A 22,248-nucleotide genomic window follows, 5' to 3' on the forward strand; every position below is an offset into this window, starting at 1 on the left:
ACGAGTAGGTTAGGTTAGGCATACCTAAGTACGCGCCATCTCGCCTCTCGGGACGACGGAGATCCACATGCATCTGCCCCTGCTGCAGCCCACCGACGCCGAGCGGGTCCGGTCCATCCTGGCCGCCGCGCACTCCATGACCGTCGTCACCGACGGGCAGCGCACGGAGATCCGCCACCTCGACGGCACCGACCCCCTCGGCCGACTGCACCTGCACCCCGCCGAACCGGGGGCCGGCGCCGAGCACCGCCCTTCGATCCGGATGGAGTTCACGGACGTCGCGCCCACCCCGGTACGGGACCGCGTGCGCGCCCGGGTCACCCTCGTCGGCCGCCTGCTCACCCCGTACGCCGGTGACGCGGACGAGGGCTCCGGCTCCACCTGCGTGGAGTTCGGCCGGGCCGTCCTCGAAACCCCCGACGGCGCCCGCTCGTACGTCGGTCTCGACGAGCTGGACGCCGCCCGCCCCGACCCGCTCGCCCCCTACGAGGCCGGGATGCTCACCCACCTCCTCGACGACCACGCCGAACTCGTCACCCTCCTGCTGCGCCTGGTCCGGCAGCAGCCGGCGGCGGGGACGGGCGCCGGGGCCGCGGTCCTGCGCGCGCTGCCCCTCGCCATGGACCGGTACGGGATCACCCTGCGCCTGGAGGAACGGCGCGGGCACCACGACGTACGGATCCCCTTCCCCTCCCCGCTCGACGACGTGGAGCAGTCCGGGGCGCAGATCCAGGCCCTGTTCAGCGCGGCCCGGCGCAGCTCGCACCGCAACACCCTGCCCGCCTGAGCGGCCTCCACCGCGGCGGGGCGGCCTGGAACGGGCCATTCCGGAAGAAGCGCCCGAAACACGGAACAACCCTCCGCCCGGAGCCCGTTGGGAAGATCATGAAGGCCATCGCATACACCGCATACGGAACTCCCGACATCCTCGCCCTCACCGAGGTTCCCGAGCCCAAGGTCGGTCCGGGCGAGGTGCTCGTCCGCGTCAGGGCCGCCGGCGTGAACCCGGTGGACTGGAAGCTCGCCGCCGGTTACCTCGACCCGATCCTCGAAGTCCGCTACCCGGTCATACCCGGCTGGGACGTCGCCGGAGTCGTCGAGGCGGTCGGCCAGGACACCTTCGACTACGCCGTCGGCGACGAGGTGTACGGCTACGTCCGCAAGGAGTGGGTGGAGCTCGGCACGTACGCGGAGCTCGTCTCCGCCCCCGTCCGCACCATCGCCCGCAAGCCGCGCAACCTGACCTTCGAGCAGGCCGCGGGCATCCCGCTGGCCGGACTCACCGCCTACCAGTCGCTGAGGCGCGTCGGGGTCGAGGCCGGTGAGACCGTGCTCATCCACTCCGCCGCCGGCGGCACCGGCTCCTTCGGCGTGCAGATCGCCGTCGCGCTCGGCCTGCGCGTCATCGGCACGGCCGGCGCGCACAACCACGACTACCTGCGCGCGCTGGGCGCCGAGCCGGTCCTGTACGGCGAGGGCTTCGCCGACCGGGTCCGCGCGCTGGCGCCCGAAGGGGTGGACGCGGCCCTGGACTTCTTCGGCGACGGCGTGATCCCGGCGCTCCGGTCCCTGGTCAAGGAGGAGCACCGGGTGGTGTCCATCGCCGACTACACCGCGGCCGAGCAGGGCGCGCACCAGCTGTGGGTCCGCCCGGACACCGCCGACCTGACCTTCCTGGGCCGGCTCGCGGACGAGGGCGGGCTCACCGTCAACGTGGAGCACGCCCTGCCGCTCGCCGAAGCGGCGAAGGCCTGGGAACTGAGCGCCGCGGGCCGCACCCGCGGCAAGATCGTCCTGACCGTCTGACCCGTCCGCCCGTCTCACGGCCGGCCCGTCCGACCCATCCGACCTGTCCGACCTGTCCGGCCTGTCCGGCCTGTCCGGCCTGTCCGGCCCGTCCGACGGTGCGACCGCCGGACGGGCCGGGCACACGAACCCGGTCCCTCGCTCAGGAGATGACCGGCGGCGCCGTCCCGCCGCCGACCGCCGCTCCGAGCGAGGGGCCGATAGCCCGCAGGGCGCCCGGGGTGCGCCCCTCGCCCCAGCCGATCTCCCGCCGGTAGCTGCCGAGCAGCCCCCGGCCGGCGAGGCCGGCCTCGTCCCGTACGGCCGGGTCCTCCGGGACCGGCCGGGTCAGCGGGGACACGAACAGCGCGTCCACCGGGCAGTTGGCCTCGCACAGGAAGCAGGTCTGGCAGTCCACCTGCCGGGCGAGCAGCGGGATCCCCTCCGGTCCCCGTTCGAAGACGTCGGTCGGGCAGACCTCCACGCACTTGTCGCAGGCGATGCAGCGCTCGGCCGAGACCAGTTCGATCATGCGACCAGCTCCGCCGGCCGCGTCCACACCCGGTCGAGCCCGCCCGTCACGATGCGGTGGTGCTGCGCCGGATCCTGTCCCGGGTGGTCGAGCCGGCGGGCCATCCCGCGGCTCTCCGTACGGGCCAGCGCGGACGCGTACATCCAGCGGGCGTGCGCCGTCATGGCCGCCGCCTGGCGGACCTTGACCAGCCCGGCGCCCTCCCCGCGGAGGGAGCGCAGCTGCGCCCAGAGTGCGTCGAGGGCGCCGAGCGAGCCGGTGAGGACGGAGCCGCTGCGCAGGTAGTTCTTGTCGTACGGCAGCACTTCCTCCTGGACGAGGCGTACGAGTTCCCGTGCCTCGCCGGGCCCGGCCGCGGACCCGGCGTCCCCGGTCGGGCGCAGGCCCGCCCCGCCGGCCCCGGTGACCGGCCGGAAGGCGGCCCGGCCGGAGCCGAGGGAGCGGGCGTACCGGGCCGCGCCGGCCCCTGCCCAGCTGCCCGAGGACATCGCCCAGGCGGCGTTGTGGCTGCCGCCTCCGGTGAAGCCCCCGCAGATCTCCTCCCGGGTGGCCGCGTCCCCGGCGGCGTACAGCCCGGGGACGGAGGTGGTGCAGTCCGCCCCGGTGATCCGGATCCCGCCGGTGCCGCGGACGGTGCCCTCGGCCAGCAGCGTGACGGAGAAGCGTTCGGTGAAGGGGTCGATGCCGAGCCGGTCGAAGGTGAGGAAGAAGTTGGGCTGCGCGCGCCGCATCGCGGCCTGCGCGGTGGCGTCGGCCCGGTCCAGGCGGGCGTAGACCCGGGCTCCGGTGAGGAGTTCGCGGGCGATGGCGGAGCGGCCGCCCTGGCTGGCGGCGCCCTCCAGGACCTCGCCGTCCTCCCGGTAGAAGGTGGCGAAGGCGTAGAAGGCCGTCTTGGTGACGGAGGTGCCCTCGGGGGCGATCCCGTAGGCGTTGGAGAACTCCATGCCGGACAGCTCGGCCCCCGCCTCGGCGGCGAACAGCGCGCCGTCCCCGGTGTTGGTGTTGGTGCCGAGCGCGCCGCTGAGGAAGGCGCAGCCCCCGGTGGCCAGGACGACGGCCCCGGCCCGGACCCGGAAGGGCTCGCCGGCCTGGCGGCGGTAGCCGGCGGCGCCCGCGGCGGCGCCGTCCGCGTCGGTGAGCAGCTCGGTGACCGGGCTGTGGTCGAGGATGCGGACCCCGGCGCGGCGGATCCGGATGCGCATCCGCCGCATGTACTCGGGCCCCTGGAGGCCGCCCCGCAGCGGTCTGCCGTCGGGGCCGGTCGGGAAGGGGTAGCGCCCTTCGTCCGCCAGCTCGTTCATCCGGTGGTACGTCTCGTCGAGGACCCGGGACATCCACCGCCGGTCGGCGAGGTGGCCGCCGAGCGCCTCGCGGCTCGCCATCGCGGCCTCGCGGGCCGCCGGTTCCGGCGGGACGTACCAGACGCCGGTGCCGCCGGCGGCCGTCGCCCCGCTGGTGCCGCAGTAGCCCTTGTCGGCGAGGACCACCGAGGCCCCGGCCCCGGCCGCCTTGAGGGCGGCCCAGGCGGCGGCGGGGCCCCCGCCGACCACGAGCACGTCGGCGACGTGCTCGCTCACGCTCCGGCTCCCTGCCCGGCCGCGGCGGTGGTGTACCGGTTGGCGGGGCGCGCCAGGCCGTAGTTCTCGCGCAGGGTCCGGCCGGTGTACTCGGTGCGGAACAGCCCGCGGCGCTGGAGGATCGGCACGACCTGGTCGACGAAGTCGGTCAGCCCGGTGGGGAGCACCGGGGCCATGATGTTGAAGCCGTCGGCGGCCCCCTGGGTGAACCACTCCTCCAGCTGGTCGGCGATCTGCTCGGGCGTGCCCGCGAAGACGCGGTGGCCGCGGCCGGCGCCCAGGCGGGCGATCAGCTCGCGCAGGGTGAGGTCCTCGCGGCGGGCGAGCTCGGCGACCAGCGTGAAGCGGCTCTTGTTGCCGTTGATGTCCCGCTCCTCGGGCAGCTCGGGCAGCCGGCCGTCGAGCGGCAGCCCGCCGAGGTCCACGCCCAGCATGCCGGAGAGCTGCGCGAGGCCGTACTCCGGTGCCTGGAGGTCGGTGAGCTCCTGCTCCAGGGCCCTGGCCTCGGCCTCGGTGGACCCGATGACGGGGGCGATGCCGGGCAGGACCAGCAGGTCGTCCTCGGAGCGGCCGTACTTGGCGAGGCGGGACTTGAGGTCCTTGTAGAAGGTCTGCCCGTCGGCGAGGGTCTGCTGCGCGGTGAAGACGGCCTCGGCGTACCGGGCGGCGAACTCCTTGCCGTCCTCGGAGGATCCGGCCTGGACGAGCAGCGGGTGGCCCTGCGGGGAGCGGGGCACGTTGAGCGGTCCGGCGACGCCGAAGTACTCGCCGCGGTGCGCGGCGGGGTGCAGCTTGTCGATGTCGGCGTAGATGCCGCGCTCCTTGTCGAGGACGATCGCGTCGTCCTCCCAGCTGTCCCAGAGCTTGGTGGCCACGTCGAGGAACTCGCGGGCCCGCTCGTAGCGGAGGTTGTGCTCCAGGTGCTCGTCGCGGCTGAAGTTGCGGGCCTCGTCGGCGCTGCCGGAGGTGACGATGTTCCAGCCGGCGCGGCCGCCGCTGATGTGGTCGAGGGAGGCGAACTTCCGGGCCAGGTTGTAGGGCTCGTTGAAGGTGGTGGAGACGGTGGCGATGAGCCCGATGTGCTCGGTGACGGCGGCGATCGCGGAGAGCAGGGTGAGCGGCTCGAAGCCGCCGACGGCGTTGTAGCGGGCCTTGCCCCAGAGGGCGACCCCGTCGGCGAAGAAGATCGAATCGAGCCGGCCGCGCTCGGCGGTGAGGGCCAGTTCCTGGAAGTAGCGCAGGTCGGTGATCCGCTCCGGGCTGCTGGAGGGGTGGCGCCAGGCGGCGTCGTGGTGCCCGGCGTTCATGAGGAAGGCGTTGAGGTGGAGGGTCCGGGGTGCGGTCATGTCGTGTCCTCGGTGGAATCGGGCGGCGCGGCGGTGCGAGCGGCGCGCCCGTGGGAAGTGGGCGGGGCGGGCCTCCGGGGCCCGGGGCCTCAGGGCCTCAGGGCCTCAGGGCCTCAGGGCCTCAGGGCCTCAGGGCCTCAGGACGGAACGCGCCAGAGGCTCAGGCGGCGTTCGATCGCGACGAGGATCTGGTTGAAGGCGAGTCCGATCGCGGAGATCGTGACGATGCCCGCGTACATCTGCGGGATCGCGAAGTTGAACTGCGAGGCGTTGATCAGGTAGCCGAGGCCCGCCTTCGCGCCGATCATCTCGGCCGCTACCAGGACCAGGATGGAGACGGCCCCCGCCAGCCGGATACCGGTGAAGATGACCGGCACCGACGCCGGCAGGATCACCTTCTGGAACAGCTTCGGCGTGGACAGGTCCATCGAGCGGGCCAGCTTCACCAGCGTCGGATCGGCGTTGCCCACGGCGCTGATGGTGTTCAGCAGGATCGGCCAGACGCAGGCGTAGACGACGATCGAGACCTTCGAGGTCTCCCCGATGCCCAGCAGCAGGACGAACACCGGCAGCAGCGCGAGCGCCGCCGTGTTGCGGAACACCTCCAGCAGCGGCCCGAGCAGCGCCGCCACCGGCCGGTACCAGCCGATCAGCAGCCCGAGCGGGACCGCGACGGCCACCGCGATGCCGAAGCCGCCGAAGGAGCGGGCCAGGCTCGCCTTGCTGTGTTCGGCGAGCTGCCCGTTGCCCAGCAGCTCCCACCAGGCCTTGGCGACCTCGCTGACCGGCGGCAGGAAGGTCGCGTCGACCAGCCCCAGCCGCGGGGCCGTCTCCCACAGCGCCAGCAGGGCGAGGATCGCCGCCGACCGCAGTGCCACCGCCCGCAGGACCCGCAGGACGCCCAGCGCCAGGGCCGCGCCCCGCCCCCGTACGGGGGCCTGCGCGGGGGTCCGTACCGCCGGGGCCGCGGGGCCGCGTACCGCCGTCGACTCCGACTCCGGCGCCTGCGTTTGCGGCGCCTGCGTTTCCGTTGCCTGCGATTCCGGCGCCGTCCGTGTCTCCGGCGCCGTCTCCGTCCCGGCCTTCACCGCCGCTTCCACCGTGGTGCTCATACGGCGACCTCCTCCTTCTCCAGTTGCTGGGCGCGGGCCACCTCGTCGTGGAGCAGGGTCCAGATCTCGTGGCGGTAGCGGGCGAACTCCGGGCTGGAGCGCAGGTCTTCGCCGGTGGCGCCGGTGGCCCGGTCGCCGAACGACACCGGGACGACCTGCTTGACCCGGCCGGGGCGGGAGGTGATGACGGCCACCCGCTGCCCGAGGTACACGGCCTCTTCGATGCCGTGCGTGATGAACACGATCGTCTTGCCGGTGCTCTGCCAGATGCGCCGCAGTTCGTCCTGGAGGGACTCGCGGGTCTGCGCGTCGAGGGCCGCGAACGGCTCGTCCATCAGCAGCACGTCCGGGTCGTACGCGAGCGAGCGTGCGATGGCGACGCGCTGGCGCATGCCGCCGGACAGTTCGTGCGGGTGCCGGTCCTCGAAGCCGGTGAGACCGACGAGGTCCAGGAACTCCCGCGCCTTGGCGGCGCGTTGGCGGCGCGGTACGCCGGTGGCCTCCAGTCCGAACTCGATGTTGCCGAGCGCGGTGCGCCACGGCAGCAGCGCGTACTGCTGGAAGACGATGCCCCGGTCGAGCCCGGGCCCGGTGACCGGTTTGCCGTCGAGCAGGATCCGGCCGGAGGTGGGCGGGGTCAGGCCGCCGAGGAGGTCGAGGAGGGTGGACTTGCCGCAGCCGCTGGGGCCCACGACGACCACGAACTCCCCCGACCCGATCTCCAGGTCGATCCCGTCGAGGGCGGTGAACTCCTCTTTCGGACCGCCCCCCTTGCCCTTGCTCTTGCCCTTCGTCGGGAAGGTCTTCGTCACGGACTCGAACACGATCTTCGCCATGCCGGATCAGCCCTTCCCGAATCCGTTGAACTCGTTGGTGTAGAGGTCGGCCGCCTTGAGCTGGCCCTTCTTGATCTCGCCGCGGTCACCGAGCCAGTCGAGCCAGAGCTGGAACTCCTTGTCCTCGATCCGGCCGCCCGTCTCGGCGACTCCGTAGGAGCGCCAGAACTGCAGGGTCGCGGTGTCCTCGTTGCGGCCGCGCTTCTTGACGATCTCCGTCATCTTCGCGACGACCTCCTCCCGCGGGGTGGTGCGGGACCACTCGATGGCCTTGGCCACGCCGGTCACGAAGGTCCGTACGGTGTCCGGGTTCTGCTTGATGAACCGGTCGGTCATGATGTAGGTCCCGGCGCTGAAAGGCCCGAGCAGTTCCACATCGGTGAACAGCGGGCGGATGCCGCCGGCCGCGAGGGCCTTGTCGCGCAGGACCCCGGTGAGGACGCCGACCTCGATCTGCTTCTGCCGCAGCGACTGTTCGGTGTTGACGGGCGGAACCACGAGGGGCTCGACCTTGCCCGCGTCCTCCTTGGAGAGCCCGCCGCGGCTCAGGTAGATGTCGAGCAGGGCCTGGTAGTGGGCGCCCAGGGTGTTCATGCCGACCTTCTTGCCGATCAGGTCGCGGGCCGAGCGGATCGGGCTGTCCTCCAGTACGTAGTAGCCGCCGTAGGAGTACTGGTCGGAGCCGTAGGAGGAGATGACGGCCTTGATCGGGGCCTTGGTGGAGGCGAGCTTGATGACCGCCCCGTTGAAGGCGCTGCCGAAGTGGGTCTGGCCGGTGGCGGCGGACTGGATGTCCTGGGGGCCGCTGATGGTGTTGCCGACCCAGTCCAGGGTGACGTTCCCGAGGTAGCCGAGCTCGGCGGCGAGCTCGGGGAGCGTGACCGATCCGACCGCTCCCTGGTACTTCAGGGAGGTGATCTGCTCGCCCTTGGAGCCGCCGGTGGCGGTCGCCGTCCCGCAGCTCACCGCGGCCGCCGAGATGCCGAGCAGGGTGAGGAACTGGCGTCGGGAGGTACGGGTGCTGGTGAAGCCTGCGGACATGGCGATTCCTTGTCGATCCGGGCGGGTCGGTCGGGCGGGGCGGACGGTCGGGCGGGCGGAGCGGTCGGCGGGGGCGGGACCTGTCGGTCCCGTCGGTCCCGTCGGTCCCGTCGTCGTACGAAGGTCAGCGCACGGTGGCGAGCGCGGCGGCCTGGGCGGCGCGCAGGGCCTCGGCGAACTCGTCGACGGCCTGGTAGAGGTCCAGCTCCGCCTCGGCGCGCAGCCGGTCGGGGCCGTCCCCGCGCTCGACGGAGGAGTCCAGGACGAAGCGGCCGGCGGTGACGTGCCGGGCGCCGAGCGCGGCGAGGACCGGGCGCAGGGCGTAGTCGATGGTCAGGACGTGGGCGAGGCTGCCTCCGGTGGCCAGCGGGAAGACGGTCTTCCCGGCCAGGCCGTCCTGCGGGAGCAGGTCGAGGAAGGCCTTGAGGAGTCCTGTGTACGAGGCCTTGTAGACGGGCGTCGCGATGACGATCCCGTCGGCTTCGGCGACGGCTTCCAGGGCCCGGCGGATCTCCGGCTCGCCGCGGCGTGCGGCGAGCAGGTCGGCGGCGGGGAGTTCCCGGACGGCGAGCTGCGCGGTCTCGAACCCGGCGTGGTTCAGGCGGCGCAGCACGTGGTCGGCGACGACCTCGGTACGGGAGTGGACGGACGGGCTGCCGGTGAGGGCGAGCAGCTTGGGCACGGAGCGCTCCTTGGCTGACGGGGGCGGTGGTGGGGCGGGACGGTTCGTTCGGGGCCGGACGGGGCGGCCGGACGGGGCGGGCAGGGCCGGGCCGGACGGGGCCCGGCGGCTCAGGCTTCGGAGGTGGAGGCTCCGGAGGCGATGCCGAAGGCCGGGTCCGGCACGGTCTCCGGGCTGATCAGCCGGGACGGGACCCCGTCGGGCCCGACCGGGACGTCGCCGTCGACGGTCACGCGGCGCAGGGTGCGCTCGTGGTCGTCGGAGTCGTCGACGCCGTAGTGCTGGGTGGCGCGGTTGTCCCAGATGGCGACGTCACCGGCCTGCCACTGCCAGCGGACGGTGTTCTCGGGGAGCTCGATGTGGGCCTGGAAGAGGTCCTGGAGGAGGCGCGAGTCGCGGCCGGTGAGCCCGTTGATCCGCTGGACGAAGTTGCCGAGCAGCAGGGTGCGCTCACCGGTCTCGGGGTGGACCCGCACCACCGGGTGCTCGGTGAGGAACTTGGTCGAGGTGAACACCTCGCGGTACTGGGCGAGCGCCTCGGGCAGGGCGTCGGGCCGCAGGGCCGCGTAGTCGTACTCGTTGGAGTGCACGGCGCGCAGGCTGTCGGCGAGGACGCGCAGCGGCTCGGGCAGACCGGCGTAGGCGGTGGCCGTGTTCGCCCAGAGGGTGTTGCCCCCGTAGGGCGGGATGGTGACGGCGCGCAGGATGGAGAAGGCCGGGTAGGCGGGGACGAAGGTGACGTCCGTGTGCCACTGGTTGGCGCGGGCTCCGTGGTGGGAGTCGATGCCGAGGGCGTAACGGCCGTCGGCGGAGGGCACGGTGGGGTGGGCGACGGGCGCGCCGAGCAGCTCGGCGAAGGCCTCGTGGCCGTCTTCGTCGAGGTGGTCCTGACCGCGGAAGAAGACGACCTTGTGGGCGAGCAGCGCGGCCCGGATCCCGGCGACGGCCTCGGCTTCGAGCTCGCCGCCGAGGCGGACCCCGCCGATCTCGGCGCCTATGCGGCCGCCGATCTTCGTGACGGTGAGCTCGGTGCGGGTGGCAGTGGACATGAGAGGCTCCTTGTTTATTTCCGCAGAGGAAGAAATGAGCGAAGCGAAGGCGACGGGGGTCCGGCCGGGGAAGACGGACCTCGGAAAGCGGGTGGGGCGGAGGCGGGGGCGGGGGCCGAGGTGCGGCGGCCGGACGGTCGGGCTGCGGCGTGCGGCGTGCGAGGGGCGGGGTCGGCGGACGGCACGGTGCTGCGGGCAGCCGACGGGCGGTGCCGGAGCCGGGCGGGCGGCGCCCGGAGGGGCTGCCGGCCTTGGCGGTGGCGAGCGGCCTCCCCCTGCGGGGCGCGAGCACCCCGGCACCCGAGGATCCGGGAGGTCGAACTCAGCGGCTCAGCGGCTCAGCAACTCGGCAGTGCGGGACTCGGAGGCCCGGACGCTCAGGAACAGCGCGGGGCCGTACAGCGACGGCCCTGACACTCGCCCGGCGCGGTACAGAGGCCGGGGGTGTGGAGCCGCGGGGCGAGGAACTCGGTCGCGGACATGTCCCGGAGACTGCCAGCACCCCCACCCCCGGTCAACCCTGCCGAGCGCCCTCCGCCCCCACCCCCGACCACCCGCGCACACCCCCCGCCACCTGCACTTACGCCATTTCCCGCCACTCCCGGAACGGCCGAAACCCATGGCCTGATTTCACGCCCCCGCAACGCACCCGCCACGCACCGCCCCCTCCCGGCCCGGCCCGCACCCGGCCCGTGCCCGGCCCCACCCCGCCGCATCCGGCCCCACCCGGTCATCACCACGATCGGCCCGGTCGGCGTGCGCGCGCGGGCTCCGGGGGCGGGCTGAGGTGCGGAGCCCCGGCAACGGCCCCGCACCTCAGCCCGCCGGCGTGCGAGGCCCGGGCCCCAGGGCCGGGCCCCGGGTGCGGCGCCACACCCCGCGTGGCCCACCCGCCCCCGTCGGGTGTGGCGACACGGCATGATCAGGCCCGTACCCCACCCCCGAGGAGCCCGCCCGTGCCCCCCACCCCCGGTGACGGCCGGGCCGCCGCCAATGCCGCCTCCGTGCTCCGTGCCGTCCTGGCCCACGGCCCGCTCGCGCGGAGCGACATCCCGAAGCTCTGCGGTCTCAGCCCGGCCGCCGTGTCCCGGCAGACCACGGCCCTCCTGCGCGCCGGGCTGCTGCACGAGCTTCCCGAGCCGGAGCCGCCGGCCGCGGCGGGCGGGCCCGGCCCCGGTCGGCCCCGCATCCCCCTCGACCTGCACACCGGGCCCCTCGGCGGCCCCCTCGCGGCCGGTCTGCACATCGGCGTGCCCTTCTCCACCTTCAGCCTCGTCGACCTGCGCGGCCGCGTCGTGGCCCGCCGGGCCTTCCCGCACGCGGGCCGCTCCCCCGGCCGCCTGCCCGACGAGATCGCCGCCGAACTCGGCCGGTTCCTCCGGGACTCCAACCCCGCCGACCGCCCCCTGCTCGGCCTCGGCGCGGCCCTCGGCGGCTGGGTGCGCCCCGCCGACGGCACCGTGGTGCGCCACGACGCCCTCGGCTGGCGCGACCTACCCCTCGCCGCCGGGCTCTCCGAGCGCCTCGGGCTGCCCGTCTCCGTGGACAACCACGCCCGCGCCATCGCCCACGCCGAGATCCTCTTCGGCCGCCCGGAGGCCCGCTCCAGCCTCCTCCACCTCTTCATCGGCAACGTCGTCGACGCCGCCTTCGGCATCGAGGGCACCGTGCACCAGGGCCCGGGCGCCGCCGCCGGTGACGTCGCGCACCTCCCGGTGCCCGGTTCGCCGACCCCCTGCGCGTGCGGCCGTACGGGGTGTCTCCAGGCGAGCGTCTCCGACGGGGTGCTCGGCGCGGAGGCCGTGCGCCTCGGCATCGTCCCGGGCCCCGCAGCCAACGCGGTCAACCTCCTGGTCGACGCCGCCGCCACCGGCGACCCCCGCGCCGACCGGCTGCTGCGCGAACGCGCCCGTACCGTGGGCCGGGCCGCCGCACTGCTCCTCGACGTGTTCAATCCGGCCGTCATGGTGGTGTCCGAGCTGGCGAGCATCCTCGACGAGGGCTACCTCGACGAGATCCGCGACGCGGCCGGTGACCAGGACCGGTACGGGCGGCGGATCGTCGCCCCGCACGCGGGGCCCGCCGTACTCCCGGTAGCCTCCGCGACCGTCCTGCTGGCCCCGCTCTTTCGTGACCCCTCCCGACTCACATGAGAGGGCGAGATCACATCCGGTGGTTATAGGTCGTGCACAAGGACCCCCCTACCATTCGAGCCATGACGGTCCTGCCTGATGACGGGCTCTCCTTGGCCGCCGAATTCCCTGACGCGACGCATGAGCAGTGGCAGCGCCTGGTAGAGGGCGTACTGCGCAAGTCGGGCAAGGAAGTTTCCGGCGAGGCAGCGGAAGAAGCGTTGTCCACGAAGCTCGAGGACGGGCTCACCACCCGCCCGCTGTACACCGCGCCCGAAGCCGCGCCGGACACCGGTTTTCCGGGGTTCGCGCCCTTCGTACGGGGCGGGCGCGCCGAGGGCGGCGCCGCCTCGGGCTGGGACGTGCGCCAGCGGATCGCGGGCACCGACCCCGTACGGGTGAACGACGCGGCCCTGGCCGACCTGGAGAACGGCACCACCTCGCTGTGGCTGGCCGTCGGCGACGCCGGCCTGCCCGCGGAGGGCCTGGGCCGCGCGCTGGAGGGGGTCTACCTCGACCTCGCGCCCGTCTCCCTGGACCCCGGCGCCCAGTTCGCCGAGGCCGCCCGGGCGTTGCTCGCGCTGTACGCCGAGCGCGGGGTGGCCCCGGAGGCCGCCCACGCCTCGCTGGGCGCCGATCCGCTGGGGCACGAGGCCCGGACCGGTGTGGCGCTGGACCTGGCGCAGGCCGCCGCGCTCGCCGCGGACACGGCCGCCTGGCCCCACGTACGCGCCCTGACCGTCGACGCCTTGCCGTACCACGAGGCGGGTGGCAGCGCCGCCGAGGAGCTGGGGCTCTCCCTCTCCACCGGGGTCGCCTACCTGCGCGCCCTCACCGAAGCGGGCGTGAGCACCGAAGCGGCCCTCGGCGAGCTGGAGTTCCGCTACGCCGCCACCGCCGACCAGTTCCTCACCATCGCCAAGCTGCGCGCCGCGCGCCGGCTGTGGGCCCGGATCGCCGAGGCCTGCGGGGCTCCGGGGGCCGGCGCCCAGCGCCAGCACGCCGTGACCTCGCCCGTGATGATGACCCGGCGCGACCCGTGGGTGAACATGCTGCGCACCACCGTCGCCTGCATGGCGGCGGGCGTGGGCGGCGCCGACGCCGTCACCGTGCTCCCCTTCGACCAGGAGCTGGGCCTGCCCGACGCGTTCGCCCGCCGCATCTCCCGCAACACCTCCACGATCCTGCTGGAGGAGTCCCACCTGGCCCGGGTGATCGACCCGGCGGGCGGCTCGTACTACGTCGAGCAGCTCACCGACGAACTCGCGCACGCCGCCTGGGAGTTCTTCCAGGTCGTCGAGAAGGCGGGCGGTCAGGCCGCCGCCCTGCGCTCCGGCCTGGTCGCCGAGCGCCTCGCCGCCACCTGGGCCGCGCGCTCCAAGAAGCTGGCCACCCGGCGCGAACCCGTCACCGGAGTCAGCGAGTTCCCGCACCTCTCCGAGAAGCCGGTGGCACGCGAACCCGCCCCGGCCCCGCTCACCGGCGGACTGCCGCGCGTGCGGCGGGACGAGGCGTACGAGGCACTGCGCGCCCGCAGCGACGTACACCTGGCGGCGACGGGCAAGCGGCCGACCGTGTTCCTGGCGGCCCTGGGCCCGGCGGCCGCGCACACCGCCCGCGCCACCTTCGCCTCGAACCTGTTCCAGGCGGGCGGCATCACCCCGGTCCACGACCCGGTGTCGGTGACCCCGCAGACGGCCGCCGCGGCCTACGCGGCGAGCGGAGCCGACGGCATGGCCGTGCTGTGCTCCAGTGACGCGCTGTACGAGGAGCAGGCCGAGGCGGTGGCCGCGGCCCTGCGCTCGGCCGGCGCGACGACCGTGTTCCTCGCGGGCAGGCCCGGCACCGCCGCGGCGGCCGTGGACGAGTACGTCTTCGCCGGCTGCGACGCGGTCGCCGTGCTGTCCTCCGTACTCGACCGGACGGGAGTCGCGTCTTGAGCATCCCCGATTTCACCGAACTCGCGCTGGACGGCGCCGCCCCGGCCGCCGGGTCCGAGGACCAGTGGCGGACCGCGCTGAAGGAGGCCACCGGCTCGGGAGCCGCCGAGCTGCTGTGGGAGACCCCCGAGGGGATCGGCGTACAGCCCCTGTACACGGGCCGGGACCTGGAGGGCCTGGACTTCCTCCACACCTACCCGGGCGTGGCCCCGTACCTGCGCGGCCCGTACCCGACGATGTACGTCAACCAGCCCTGGACGATCCGGCAGTACGCGGGCTTCTCCACGGCCGAGGAGTCCAACGCCTTCTACCGGCGCAACCTCGCCTCCGGCCAGAAGGGCCTGTCGATCGCCTTCGACCTGCCCACGCACCGCGGCTACGACAGCGACCACCCGCGCGTGACGGGCGACGTCGGCATGGCGGGCGTGGCCATCGACTCGATCTACGACATGCGCCAGCTCTTCGACGGCATCCCGCTGGACAAGATGACGGTGTCGATGACGATGAACGGCGCGGTGCTGCCGGTCCTCGCCCTCTACATCGTGGCGGCCGAGGAGCAGGGCGTCTCCCCCGACAAGCTCGCCGGGACCATCCAGAACGACATCCTCAAAGAGTTCATGGTCCGCAACACCTACATCTATCCGCCGAAGCCCTCGATGCGGATCATCTCCGACATCTTCGCCTTCACCTCGCAGAAGATGCCCCGCTACAACTCCATCTCCATCTCCGGCTACCACATCCAGGAGGCCGGGGCCACGGCCGACCTGGAGCTGGCGTACACCCTCGCCGACGGCGTGGAGTACCTGCGGGCCGGTCAGGCCGTCGGCCTGGACGTGGACGCCTTCGCCCCGCGCCTGTCCTTCTTCTGGGCGATCGGCATGAACTTCTTCATGGAGGTGGCCAAGCTCCGCGCGGCCCGCCTCCTGTGGGCGAAGCTGGTCAAGCAGTTCGACCCGAAGAACGCCAAGTCCCTCTCCCTGCGCACCCATTCGCAGACCTCGGGCTGGTCGCTGACGGCGCAGGACGTCTTCAACAACGTCACCCGCACCTGCATCGAGGCCATGGCCGCCACCCAGGGCCACACCCAGTCGCTGCACACCAACGCCCTCGACGAGGCCCTCGCCCTGCCCACCGACTTCTCCGCGCGCATCGCCCGCAACACCCAGCTCCTGCTCCAGCAGGAGTCGGGCACCTGCCGGTCCATCGACCCGTGGGGCGGCAGCGCGTACGTCGAGAAGCTGACGTACGACCTGGCGCGCCGGGCCTGGCAGCACATCCAGGAGGTCGAGGCGGCCGGCGGCATGGCGCAGGCCATCGACGCGGGCATCCCCAAGCTCCGGGTGGAGGAGGCGGCGGCCCGCACGCAGGCCCGCATCGACTCGGGCCGCCAGCCGGTGATCGGCGTCAACAAGTACCGGGTCGCGACCGACGAGCAGATCGACGTCCTCAAGGTCGACAACTCCTCCGTGCGCACCCAGCAGATCGAGAAGCTGCGCCGGCTGCGGGCGGAGCGCGACGAGGCGGTCACCCAGGACACCCTGCGGGCGCTGACGAACGCGGCCGAGCGCGGGGAGGGCAACCTGCTCGCCCTGGCGGTGGACGCGGCACGTGCGAAGGCCACGGTCGGCGAGATCTCGGACGCCCTGGAGAAGGTGTACGGGCGGCACGCGAGCCAGATCCGTACGATCTCGGGTGTGTACCGCACCGAAGCAGGCGAGTCCCCGTCCCTGGAGCGCACCCGCACGCTCGTCGACCGGTTCGAGGAGGCGGAGGGCCGCCGCCCGCGCATCCTGGTCTGCAAGATGGGCCAGGACGGGCACGACCGCGGCCAGAAGGTGATCGCGACCGCCTTCGCCGACCTGGGCTTCGACGTGGACGTCGGCCCGCTGTTCCAGACGCCGGAGGAAGTGGCCCGCCAGGCCGTCGAGGCCGACGTGCACGTGGTCGGCGTCTCCTCCCTCGCGGCCGGTCACCTGACCCTGGTGCCCGCGCTGCGCGAGGCCCTCGCCGCGGAGGGCCGCGAGGACATCATGATCGTCGTGGGCGGGGTCATCCCGCCCGCGGACGTCCCGACCCTCCTGGAGATGGGGGCGACGGCGGTGTTCCCGCCGGGCACGGTCATCCCGGACGCGGCGCACGACCTGGTGACGCGGCTCGCCGCGGACCTGGGCCACGAGCTGTAGCCGCCGTGCCCCGGATCGACATCACCGCCTACACGAAGGGCGTGCTCGACGGGAAGCGCGCGTTCGTCGCGCGCGCGATCACCCTCGTCGAGTCCACCCTGCCCGCGCACCGGGTACTGGCGCAGCAGCTGTTGACGGACCTCCTCCCGCACGCGGGCCGGGCGCGCCGGATCGGCATCAGCGGGGTGCCGGGCGTGGGGAAGTCCACCTTCATCGACGCCTTCGGCACGATGCTGACGGGGCTGGGCCACCGGGTGGCGGTCCTGGCCGTCGACCCGTCCTCCACCCGTACGGGCGGCTCCATCCTGGGTGACAAGACCCGGATGGAACGCCTCTCCGTGGACCCCGCGGCCTTCGTCCGCCCGTCCCCCTCGGCGGGGACGCTGGGCGGGGTGGCGAAGGCCACCCGGGAATCGATCATCGTGATGGAGGCGGCGGGCTACGACGTGGTCCTCGTCGAAACGGTGGGCGTGGGCCAGTCGGAGACGACGGTGGCCGGCATGGTCGACTCCTTCCTGCTCCTGTCCCTGGCCCGCACGGGCGACGGGCTCCAGGGCATCAAGAAGGGCGTCCTGGAACTGGCCGACGTCCTCGCCGTCAACAAGGCCGACGGCCCGCACGAGCGCGACGCGAAGTCCGCGGCGCGCGAACTGTCCAGCGCCCTGCGCCTGATGCACCCGGCCGACGCCGCGTGGACCCCGCCGGTCCTGACGTGCAGCGCCCGGGAATCCACGGGCCTGGAGGAGGTCTGGAACCGCCTGGAACAGCACCGCCTGCTCCTGGAGGCGGGCGGCCGCCTGGCGTCGAAGCGGGCGGCCCAGCAGGTGGAGTGGACCTGGTCGATGGTCCGCGACGAGCTCCTGGAGCGCCTCCGCTCGAACCCGGCGGTACGGGACCTCGCCCCCGCCCTGGAATCGGCGGTCCGGGACGGCACCCTGACCCCCACCCTGGCGGCGGACCGCCTCCTGGCGGCCTTCACGGAGTCCTGAGGTCCCCCCGGCAGGGTCAGGCGGCGACCAGTACGGGCCCGCCGGTGGCGAGCATCCGCCGGAGCACCCGTACGCGCTCCTCCGGCTCCTCCTCGGCGAGCAGCGCGGCCAGGACGGCGACCCGCGCCTGCGGCGCCCGCAGCGTTCCCGTCGGCACGGCCCCGGCCGCGACCAGGTCCACCGCACCGCCGTGGGTGTAGATCTCCGTCACCGGCCCGGCCGCGACCCGCGTGGTCAGCGCCACCAGCACGCCCTGCGCGACGGCCGCCTTCACCGCGTCCACCACCTCCGGCGTCGCGTTGCCCGCGCCCGTGCCGACCAGCACGATTCCCTGCGCCCCGGCCGCCACCGCGGCGTTCAGCAGCACCGCGTCGCCGCTCACGTGGTGCACGACGACGTCCACCCGCGGCGGCCCTTCCGGCGCCTCGGGCATCGCGGGCAGCGGCAGCGGCTCCGGCCGCACCGGCGTGCGCAGCACGGTGACCTTGCCGAAGCCGACCTTCCCCAGCAGTTCCTTCGACGGGTCGGCGAACGCGTCCAGCGCCACGGCCTGCGCCTTCACGGTTCCGCGGGCCGCGTGCACCCGGCCGGCGAACGTGATCAGGACGCCGAGCCCGCGCGTCTTGGACGCGGTGAGCAGGGCATCGTAGAGATTGCCGGGACCGTCCCCGTCGGCCGCCCCCATGGGCCGCTGCGACCCGGTGAAGACCACGGACCGCGCATCGTGATGGTGGAGATCCACCAGGAACGCCGACTCCTCCAGCGTGTCGGTGCCGTGCGTGACCACGACCCCGTCCACGTCCGGGTCGGCGAGCACCTCGTGCACGGTCCGCAGCAGGGTCAGCTGGTGCGCGGTGGTGAGCCGGGGGCTGTTGACGCTGAACAGGTCGACGACCTCGATGCTCACGCCCTCCGGAAGCGGCGCGGTCGCCATGACCTCGGCCCCGTCGGCGTCGGCAGCGAAACCGGAACCCTGCCAGCGGCTGGCGATCGTCCCGCCCGTACTGATCACGACGATGCGTCCCATGACCACGACCCTTCCTTCACACAGCCCGAAACGGCCCGCACAGATTTTCTACAATCGGCAATGGTAGGCCGATCTACGCGCAACACGATTGCGATTTAGCCCCGCCCCGCAATAAAACATGCGCGATAATTGCGCGATGGACGCGATCGACAGAGAAATCTTGCGCGAGCTTCAGGCCGACGGCCGGCTCAGCAACCAGGAGCTGGCCCAGCGCGTGGGCCTCACCCCCTCCCCCTGCATGCGCCGGGTCCGCCAGCTGGAAGAGGAGGGGATCATCCAGGGCTACCGCGCGGTGATCTCCCCCGAAGCCGTGGGCCGCGGCTTCGAGGTCCTGGTCTCGGTGGAGGTCCGACGCGACCGCGAGGCCGTCGAAGCCTTCGAAGCGGCACTCCAGGACATCCCCGACGTCATCGAGGCCTACCGCCTCTTCGGCAGCCCCGGCTGCCTCCTGCGCATCGCCGTCGCGGACCTCCGCGCGTACGAACGCCTCTGGATCGAGCAGCTCACGGCCCTCTCGGGCGTCACGGAGGTCAACTCGCAGATCATCATGAAGCGCATCAAGGCCCCTACGGGCCTGCCGGTGTGACGACGGGGGTCAGCCGCCCTCGGGAAGGCCCTCGTACGAGAAGGTGCACCGGGTCGGCTCGACGCACATCCACTCCGGCTCCACCCCGAAGCAGGAGGGCAGCTCCGCCTTCCGGGGCGCTCGCCGCACGTTGACCCGCTGACAAACGTACGGTTAGGCTTACCTAAGCTGCCTGTGGGCGCCCCATGGCCGTCCGCCCCACCCCGTGTACACGCGCGTTGCCCTCAGGGGGAGTCGTACTACCCATGCTGTGTTCGAGGTTGATCAACGCGAACATCATCACCATGGATCCCGACCGGCCCGTCGCCCACGTGCTGGGGATCTGGCGGGGGCGGATCGTGGGGCTCGACGAGGACGTGGCCTCGCTGCCCGCCCGGGAGGTCGTCGATCTGCAGGGGGCCACCGTGCTGCCCGGGTTCATCGACAGTCATGTGCACCTGGCCTGGACCGGGCTGAAGCAGAGCACCCCGAGCGTCGCCCCGTGCGAGCGGGTCGAGGACGTGCTGGCGGTGGTGGCCGAAGCGGTCTCCCGCTCGGGCGGCGGGGACGGGGCCTGGGTCGATGTCATGGGGTACGACCAGCGGGCGCTCGGGCGGCATCTGACCGCCGGCGAGCTGGACGCGGTCAGCCGCGGGCGCAAGGTGTTCCTGATGCACGACTCGGGGCACGGGTGCGTGGTGAACAGTGCCGTGCTGAGGCTGCTGCCCGCCGATGTCCCGCATCAGGACGGCTTCCTGGCCGAGGGGGCCATGACCGCCGCCCGGCGGCTGCGACTGCCGTACGGGCAGGCCGAGATCGCCGACGCCGTCGAGCGTGCGGCCCGGACCTGCCTCACCGAGGGGGTGACCGCCGTCGCGGAGGCGGGCATCGGGGGCGGGCTGCTCGGCCACAGCCCGGTGGAGCTCGGCGCGTACCAGCTGCTGCGGGACCGGGGCAGGCTGCCGCTGCGGGTGCAGCTCATGCCCGCGGGCGATACGTTGCGGCCGCGCGAGGCGCATCGGGAGGACGGGATCCCCCGGGCCCTGGACCTGGGCATGCGCACCGGGTTCGGCGACGACTGGCTGTCGCTCGGCGCGCTCAAGATCTACACCGACGGCGGGATGATGGCCCGTACCGCGGCGCTGACGGCCCCGTACGCGGGCACGGACCACACCGGCCAGCTCCAGGACGACCCCGAGCGCCTCACCCGGCTGATCGTGGACGGTCACCTCGCGGGCTGGCAGCTCGCCGTGCACGCCATCGGGGACCGCGCCGCCGATCTCGCGCTCGACGCGCTGGAGCGGGCGCAGCGGCTGCTGCCCCGGCCGGACGCGCGGCACCGGATCGAGCACGCCGGGCTGATCCGCCCCGACCAGCTCCCGCGGTTCGCGCGCCTGGGGGTCAGTGCGGTCGTCCAGCCGACCTTCCTGCACTCGTTCGGGGACGACTACGCGGACGTGATGGGTGCGGAGCGGGCTCCCTGGATGTACCGGGGGCGCGGATTCCTCGACCACGGGGTGACCCTCGTGGGGAGTTCCGACCGGCCCGTCACGGACGGGGCCCCGCTCCGGGCGATCCAGTTCATGGTCGAGCGGGCCTCCGCCTCCGGGCGGCCGATCGGGCCGGACGAGGCGGTCACCGTCGAGGAGGCGCTGCGCGCCTACACGGTCGCCGGTGCGTACGCCTGCCGGTGGGACGACAGTGCCGGCAGCCTCACCCCCGGCAAGCGCGCCGACCTCGTCGTGCTGGGCGACGACCCGCGGTACGTCGATCCCTCCCGGATCGCCGCCGTCGAGGTCGTGGCGACGTGGGTCGACGGAAAGCAAGCTACGGACGCTACGGACACTACGGACGAAGGAAAGCTGTGAGCACTCAGGTCAACGTTCTGGAACGGTTCTCCCCGCTGTGGGAGGCGCCCGAGATGCCGCCGCGCTGGGTGATCTGGCACGCGGGCGCGGGCGACTCCTTCGTCTTCGACCGGGAGTTCAACATGCCCGTCGACGTGGACGACCGGCTCCTCGGGGAAGTCCTGTGCCGGATGCGCGAGGCCGGCGCCCCGGAGGGCGCCGATTACCCGGGCCGCCCGTGCGGGTGACGGCCGCAGCCGACCGCAGCGGGACCGACGGCCCGGCACGGCCCTGGCTCAGCTCGCCCGGGCCGGGGCTGTGGGCGGTGCGCGTGAGCCTGTACGCGGACCGGGCGCGGGAACTGGAAGGGATGCTCGACGAGGCCGAGCGGGCCCGGCTCCAGGGGTTCAGGCGCGCCGCGGACCGCGACCAGTACCGGGTCGCGCACGTCGTGCTGCGCCGGCTGCTGGGCGAGCGGCTCGGCCGGGACCCCGCGCAGGTGCGCTTCTTCCGCGAGCCGTGCCCCGGCTGCGGCGGGCCGCACGGCCGGCCCGCCCTGCCCGGCCTGCCGCTGCACTTCTCGCTGTCCCACGCCGGGGACGCCGTGCTGGTGGCCTTCGCCGACGCTCCGGTCGGTGTCGACATCGAGCGGCGGCCGGACCCCGCGGTGGCGGCCCAGGTGGCCTCGGAGCTGACCGAGGTCCTGCATCCGGCCGAGCGCGCCGAGCTGTCGGTGCTGGCGGCCGGCGAGCGCCCCGCGGCGGTGGCGCGCTGCTGGACGCGGAAGGAGGCCTACCTCAAGGGAGTCGGTATCGGCCTCGGCGGGAACCCGGCCCTGACCTACGTGGGCACCGGGGACGCCCCCTCCGCCCCGCCGGGATGGACCCTCGCCGACGTGCCCGCCTTCCCCGGCTACGTGGCCGCACGCGCCGTCCGTACGGGCCGACTTGGCTCCGTAGAGTAGGTAAGGCTAACCTTACTTCGATCGTTCCGCCGGGAGGCCTCGCCCCCGCACCCGCACACGGCGGAACCGAGGAAGGAACACCTTGACCACGGCCACGCTGCACCCTGCCGCCGCGCACGCCACCCTGTCGCCCCGCACCCCCGCCACCCGGTGGCACGGGGTTCCCGAGTTCTCGGTGCGCCCGGCCCGCCGGGACGACGGCCCGGCGCTCGCCGCCCTCTCCCGGCCGTTCGTCCACGCGGGGGCGCTCCGCGAACGCCCGGTCTCCGTCTACCTCTCCCAGGCCACCGACTTCCTCGTCGCGCAGGCGCCCGACGGAACCCTCGAAGGCTGCCTCGCCCTGCGCGAACACCCCGCGGCGGGCGTGCTGTACAACTTCTGCGTCGCGGCCCACCGGCAGGGCACGGGCATGGGCGCCCGCCTGCTGCACGCGGCGTTCGCCAGGGCCCGTACCCGCCCCCTGTCCACACTGTTCACGGCCACGACCGGCAGCGGCCGCCTCTTCCTGCGCCACGGGTTCCTCCCGGCCTCCCCGAGCCTGGCTCCGGCCGGCTGGGCGCAGTCCCTGGACCCGGCCCGGGGCGCGCGGGTCCTGTCCCGCACCCTGTAGACGGCGCAGACGACGAAGGGGCGGGCCCCTG

General features: G+C 73.5%; 20 protein-coding genes. 11 read left to right on the plus strand and 9 right to left on the minus strand.

Annotated elements, in window-relative coordinates:
* Positions 1 to 67 precede the first annotated feature (67 nt).
* Together ACIA8F_RS10575 and ACIA8F_RS10580 are read left to right on the plus strand one after the other, a co-directional pair.
* Positions 68 to 787: a DUF2470 domain-containing protein gene (locus tag ACIA8F_RS10575; RefSeq protein WP_399377903.1), complete on the plus strand. Its 720-nt coding sequence runs from the start codon at positions 68 to 70 to the stop codon at positions 785 to 787.
* A 98-nt stretch (positions 788 to 885) separates the two neighbouring features.
* Positions 886 to 1,806 carry an NADP-dependent oxidoreductase gene (locus tag ACIA8F_RS10580; protein ID WP_399377904.1) on the plus strand — a complete coding sequence of 307 codons (921 nt, stop codon included), beginning with the start codon at positions 886 to 888 and terminating at the stop codon, positions 1,804 to 1,806.
* Positions 1,807 to 1,948: 142 nt separating this feature from the next.
* Here the strand turns inward: ACIA8F_RS10580 and ACIA8F_RS10585 are convergent, their stop codons facing one another.
* From ACIA8F_RS10585 to ACIA8F_RS10620, 8 genes are all read right to left on the minus strand, one after another.
* Positions 1,949 to 2,317, minus strand: a complete 369-nt coding sequence (locus ACIA8F_RS10585) for a 4Fe-4S binding protein (RefSeq protein ID WP_399377905.1) — start codon at positions 2,315 to 2,317, stop codon at positions 1,949 to 1,951.
* On the minus strand, positions 2,314 to 3,894 hold the full coding sequence (locus ACIA8F_RS10590) for an FAD-dependent oxidoreductase (protein WP_399377906.1): 1,581 nt from the start codon (positions 3,892 to 3,894) through the stop codon (positions 2,314 to 2,316). The genes ACIA8F_RS10585 and ACIA8F_RS10590 overlap by 4 nt, the downstream gene beginning before the upstream one ends.
* Positions 3,891 to 5,240: an LLM class flavin-dependent oxidoreductase gene (locus ACIA8F_RS10595; RefSeq protein ID WP_399377907.1), complete on the minus strand. Its 1,350-nt coding sequence runs from the start codon at positions 5,238 to 5,240 to the stop codon at positions 3,891 to 3,893. The genes ACIA8F_RS10590 and ACIA8F_RS10595 overlap by 4 nt, the downstream gene beginning before the upstream one ends.
* Positions 5,241 to 5,377: 137 nt before the next feature.
* Entirely contained in the window at positions 5,378 to 6,352 is a 975-nt protein-coding gene (locus ACIA8F_RS10600; protein WP_399377908.1) for an ABC transporter permease, read from the minus strand.
* Positions 6,349 to 7,188 (minus strand): ABC transporter ATP-binding protein, encoded by an 840-nt coding sequence (locus ACIA8F_RS10605; RefSeq protein ID WP_399377909.1) that lies wholly within the window; start codon positions 7,186 to 7,188, stop codon positions 6,349 to 6,351. The genes ACIA8F_RS10600 and ACIA8F_RS10605 overlap by 4 nt, the downstream gene beginning before the upstream one ends.
* 6 nt (positions 7,189 to 7,194) lie before the next feature.
* Positions 7,195 to 8,229 carry an ABC transporter substrate-binding protein gene (locus tag ACIA8F_RS10610; RefSeq protein WP_399377910.1) on the minus strand — a complete coding sequence of 345 codons (1,035 nt, stop codon included), beginning with the start codon at positions 8,227 to 8,229 and terminating at the stop codon, positions 7,195 to 7,197.
* Positions 8,230 to 8,353: 124 nt separating this feature from the next.
* On the minus strand, positions 8,354 to 8,911 hold the full coding sequence (gene ssuE, locus ACIA8F_RS10615) for an NADPH-dependent FMN reductase (protein ID WP_399377911.1): 558 nt from the start codon (positions 8,909 to 8,911) through the stop codon (positions 8,354 to 8,356).
* Positions 8,912 to 9,021: 110 nt separating this feature from the next.
* Positions 9,022 to 9,960 (minus strand): TauD/TfdA dioxygenase family protein, encoded by a 939-nt coding sequence (locus tag ACIA8F_RS10620; protein ID WP_399377913.1) that lies wholly within the window; start codon positions 9,958 to 9,960, stop codon positions 9,022 to 9,024.
* A gap of 956 nt (positions 9,961 to 10,916) precedes the next feature.
* On the opposite strand from ACIA8F_RS10620, the gene ACIA8F_RS10625 reads away from it, so the two are divergent.
* The 4 genes from ACIA8F_RS10625 to meaB all read left to right on the plus strand — a co-directional run bounded on the left by ACIA8F_RS10625 (position 10,917) and on the right by meaB (position 17,204).
* Positions 10,917 to 12,113, plus strand: a complete 1,197-nt coding sequence (locus ACIA8F_RS10625; RefSeq protein WP_399377915.1) for an ROK family protein — start codon at positions 10,917 to 10,919, stop codon at positions 12,111 to 12,113.
* Between the two features lie 62 nt (positions 12,114 to 12,175).
* The gene (locus tag ACIA8F_RS10630; RefSeq protein WP_399377917.1) at positions 12,176 to 14,032 is read left to right on the plus strand and encodes a methylmalonyl-CoA mutase family protein; all 1,857 of its coding nucleotides are present in this window, start codon (positions 12,176 to 12,178) and stop codon (positions 14,030 to 14,032) included.
* Positions 14,029 to 16,215 carry a methylmalonyl-CoA mutase gene (gene scpA / locus ACIA8F_RS10635; RefSeq protein ID WP_399377918.1) on the plus strand — a complete coding sequence of 729 codons (2,187 nt, stop codon included), beginning with the start codon at positions 14,029 to 14,031 and terminating at the stop codon, positions 16,213 to 16,215. The genes ACIA8F_RS10630 and scpA overlap by 4 nt, the downstream gene beginning before the upstream one ends.
* Before the next feature lie 5 nt (positions 16,216 to 16,220).
* Positions 16,221 to 17,204, plus strand: coding sequence for a methylmalonyl Co-A mutase-associated GTPase MeaB (meaB, locus tag ACIA8F_RS10640; protein WP_399377919.1), 984 nt, complete (start codon positions 16,221 to 16,223; stop codon positions 17,202 to 17,204).
* Positions 17,205 to 17,220: 16 nt separating this feature from the next.
* On the opposite strand, the gene ACIA8F_RS10645 is transcribed toward meaB, so the two are convergent.
* Positions 17,221 to 18,231: an asparaginase gene (locus ACIA8F_RS10645; RefSeq protein WP_399377920.1), complete on the minus strand. Its 1,011-nt coding sequence runs from the start codon at positions 18,229 to 18,231 to the stop codon at positions 17,221 to 17,223.
* A 136-nt stretch (positions 18,232 to 18,367) separates the two neighbouring features.
* Between ACIA8F_RS10645 and ACIA8F_RS10650 the strand changes: the two genes are divergently transcribed.
* From ACIA8F_RS10650 to ACIA8F_RS10670, 5 genes are all read left to right on the plus strand, one after another.
* Positions 18,368 to 18,817, plus strand: coding sequence for an Lrp/AsnC family transcriptional regulator (locus tag ACIA8F_RS10650; protein WP_399377921.1), 450 nt, complete (start codon positions 18,368 to 18,370; stop codon positions 18,815 to 18,817).
* 245 nt (positions 18,818 to 19,062) lie between these two features.
* On the plus strand, positions 19,063 to 20,664 hold the full coding sequence (locus tag ACIA8F_RS10655) for an amidohydrolase (RefSeq protein ID WP_399377922.1): 1,602 nt from the start codon (positions 19,063 to 19,065) through the stop codon (positions 20,662 to 20,664).
* Entirely contained in the window at positions 20,661 to 20,891 is a 231-nt protein-coding gene (locus tag ACIA8F_RS10660) for a hypothetical protein (RefSeq protein ID WP_399377923.1), read from the plus strand. The genes ACIA8F_RS10655 and ACIA8F_RS10660 overlap by 4 nt, the downstream gene beginning before the upstream one ends.
* Positions 20,892 to 20,974: 83 nt before the next feature.
* Positions 20,975 to 21,607 (plus strand): 4'-phosphopantetheinyl transferase family protein, encoded by a 633-nt coding sequence (locus ACIA8F_RS10665; protein WP_399377925.1) that lies wholly within the window; start codon positions 20,975 to 20,977, stop codon positions 21,605 to 21,607.
* Between the two features lie 124 nt (positions 21,608 to 21,731).
* Positions 21,732 to 22,217, plus strand: a complete 486-nt coding sequence (locus tag ACIA8F_RS10670; protein ID WP_399378076.1) for a GNAT family N-acetyltransferase — start codon at positions 21,732 to 21,734, stop codon at positions 22,215 to 22,217.
* The last annotated feature ends 31 nt before the right edge of the window (positions 22,218 to 22,248 follow it).

The sequence above is a fragment of the Streptomyces sp. NPDC051563 genome, assembly GCF_044454225.1.
Taxonomy (GTDB): Bacteria; Actinomycetota; Actinomycetes; order Streptomycetales; family Streptomycetaceae; genus Streptomyces.